Source organism: Alcanivorax sp. HI0044, from assembly GCF_001634945.1.
Map to the genome: position 1 here is coordinate 1 of NZ_LWEZ01000959.1, position 288 is coordinate 288.

Here is a 288-nt window from a genome sequence, read left to right on the forward strand (position 1 = left end):
TGATGACCCTGCTGCTGGCAGGGCTGCTGGCTATTCCCCATACCCGTCAGGAAACCCTGCCCAATGTGCCGCTGGACCGCATCGGCATTTATGTGGCGTACCCCCAGGCCACCCCGGAAACCGTGGAATCACTGGTCTGTACGCCGGTGGAAACCGCGGTGGACGATGTGGAGGGCGGTACCGAGCTGATCAGCGAATCCCGTGAGGGGTTATGCAGCGTGCAGCTGGATGTGCTGGAAGGGCATGACACGGGCGATGTGCTGGAGCAGATCCGCACGCGCCTGGATG

Annotated in this window: 1 protein-coding gene; it reads left to right on the forward strand. The window is 62.8% G+C overall.

Going from position 1 to position 288, the window contains the following annotated elements; all coding sequences use genetic code 11:
- Positions 1-2: 2 nt before the first annotated feature.
- The coding region (locus tag A3730_RS11215) for an efflux RND transporter permease subunit (protein WP_156501156.1) at positions 3-288 on the forward strand (286 nt) is incomplete at its 3' end.